This is a genomic window from Dyadobacter sp. (genome assembly GCF_051859145.1).
Classification (GTDB): Bacteria; Bacteroidota; Bacteroidia; order Cytophagales; family Spirosomataceae; genus Dyadobacter.
The window spans coordinates 1-2,497 of the sequence record NZ_JBHYGF010000492.1 but is presented as its reverse complement, the minus strand read 5'-3'; the positions used below and the strand labels follow the sequence as shown (position 1 = coordinate 2,497).

Below are 2,497 nucleotides of genomic sequence, written 5' to 3'. Positions count from 1 at the left end.
TGATCAGGTTCTGTGTTAAAACGCAGCATTTTACCCTCATAAACATCCGGATCCTGCGCGTGATTGGTCCGCCCTGCATTCTTGAACTGTCCAGCGCCCATATCTCCGACGGAATAAAAAAGGTAGTTTTTTCCATTTACCGCCGAAATCAACAGCCTGCCTCCATTATGATCATTGCTGCCCGGGATCACATCGCAAATGGTCTCCGGATTTTGAAGCTTTTGCGTTTGCTGATTATAGGTGCAGCGGACAATTTTTGTTTTATAATGATAACCGTGATCCTTCGGATCCTGGCCGTCGCCGGACCTGTCTTTACCCTCAAAATCATAGACAAACGCGAGGTATACAAACGGCTTGCCTTTCAAAAGCATAGGGTGCAGCGCCATTCCCATTAAACCGCCCTGCGGCAGGGGTTTTCCGCCGTCAATGGAATCGTTCAGCTTATCGTAGTTGGGGAAAGTCTTCGCGGTGCTTAGGTCGATCAGTACCTCCTTGTTCCCGCTGGCAGGATCAATCCGCAGCACGCGGTAATCCTTTGATTCGGTAACCCAAAGATGCTCGTCGGGACCAAACACGATTTCCCACGGATCGGAAGTGCCTTTGGCGATGATCTTTTTGTCAAAGTGCTCCTGCCCTGCTTCCTGGGCAATGCTGGCAACCGGAATGAAAAGGCCGGATAACAGTACATTTAATAAAAAAATCCTTAAAAACGACATAATCAATAGCAGATACAAAGTGATTTAAACGATGCGTCAGCTAAGTAAAATCATGCCAAAGTCGGCGTAAAAACGCCTGCACACGCTTCATAGATGCATTTTGATTTATTCCGATAATGTCGTCAATCTTACAAACTCCTGCAAAGAGCCTTTATAAAGCTGGCGCGTCGCTGTTCTGAAAATTCTAAATGGCAGCTAATCCATTCATGCAGGTACCTGACGCCGGCAAACAATAGCCGGGATTTACCCAAACGGAAAAGGCCGGAAGAGCAAATCCTCCGGCCTTTTGCACAGGTACTTTCTGCTAAAACAAATAATCAGAAATTGTAAGTAATATTTGCCAGCAAAGCGCGCGGTGTTTGCGGCGCGATGGTAGACCATCCTTTATAGTACTCTTTGTTAAATGCATTGTTCAGCTTCAATCCGATCCGGTAGTTCTCGGCCTGATAAAAAAGCGATGCATTTGCTACGGTATATGCCGGAAGCATAAAGTCGCCGGTTGAAACATAGTTGATCGCAAAGCGCTCACTCGCGCCATTGATTCCCGCTCCTATACCAAATCCTGCCAGTTTTCCACCCGGTACCTCGTAGTTTACCCACGCATTGTAGGTATGCTTCGAGCCCGCGTCAAGTGGTCTTTTGTTCAGGATTTCAGAATTATCCGATTTTGTGGTTTTGCTGTCATTGTTGCTGTAACCTGCCCTGATATTCAATCCATTTGCAGGATTTGCATTCAATTCAATTTCAAATCCTTTGCTGTAAATCTCGCCGCCCTGGATTTTGTTGAATGGCGACGCAGGATCTGTGATCACCATATCTGTTACGCGGATATCGTAGTAGCTGATCGTCGCATTCAGCCTGTTTTTAATGATGTTGGTTTTGATACCAAACTCAATCTGATTGGCCTGCTCCGGTCTGAAAGTTTTGATCGTCTGCGGCCCGTCTTCGGGATTGCCGACCAGCGAGGGCGCGACATTCGTGAAGCCATTTTGATAATTGGCAAAAACAGAAATCTTATCTGCAACCGGCTGGTACAGGATACCAAACTTCGGTGAAAGTGTGGTCTGGTTGTAATCGTCCTCCGAAGTTGCCACACTTCCCACATTGTCAAAATGGTCCAAACGAAGTCCTACCATTACCGAAAGCGTATTGGTCAGGTTCAAAACATCTGATGCGTAGGCACTGTAAATGTTGTAACGCGATTTTGCGTCCGATACCGGTTGTGTCGCTAATACAGCATCCACAGCCGCGGTGGACAGCGGATAAGGTGTTACTTCAAGTGAGTCGGTAAATGGATTATCCCCGATGGCACGGCCGTCAGGAGTTACATTCCCGTAGAATGCATAACCCGTTCCATTGCTTGTTGAAATCGCGGAAAAGTAGTCGAGGCCGACAACAACGCGGTTCCGCATGGAGCCCAGACGAAAATCCCCGATGAAGTTCTGCTGGATATCCGAAGTACCGGTGTACTCATTTTGTTTGTTCAAATACCTGGTATATACATTATCCCCCAACACCCCGAAGTCAAAAAGGTAAGAATAATAGCCTTTTGTAGAAGTAGCACTTTTCGAGATCAGCGTTTGCGATTCCCATTGATCCGAGAGTTTGTAGTCCATTTCAACGCGGTAATTCTGCGTCGGGTTTTGCAGGGTAAGGTCATTGCTTGTGAATGAAAGCTTGTTGTTATAGCCAAGTTCTTTCAGGTTTCTGGCGGCAGTAGGCGCACTCCTGTTCAGGAAAAGGAACATCGGGTTAGTCTGCTCAGCCTGGGTAATCTCTCC

General features: G+C 46.9%; 2 protein-coding genes. Both read right to left on the bottom strand.

Annotated elements, in window-relative coordinates; genetic code table 11:
• The coding region (locus ACTIE6_RS22630) for a PQQ-dependent sugar dehydrogenase (RefSeq protein WP_439558792.1) at positions 1-716 on the bottom strand (716 nt) is incomplete at its 3' end.
• Positions 717-1,033: 317 nt separating this feature from the next.
• On the bottom strand, positions 1,034-2,497 hold a 1,464-nt coding region (locus ACTIE6_RS22625; RefSeq protein WP_439558791.1), incomplete at its 5' end, for a TonB-dependent siderophore receptor.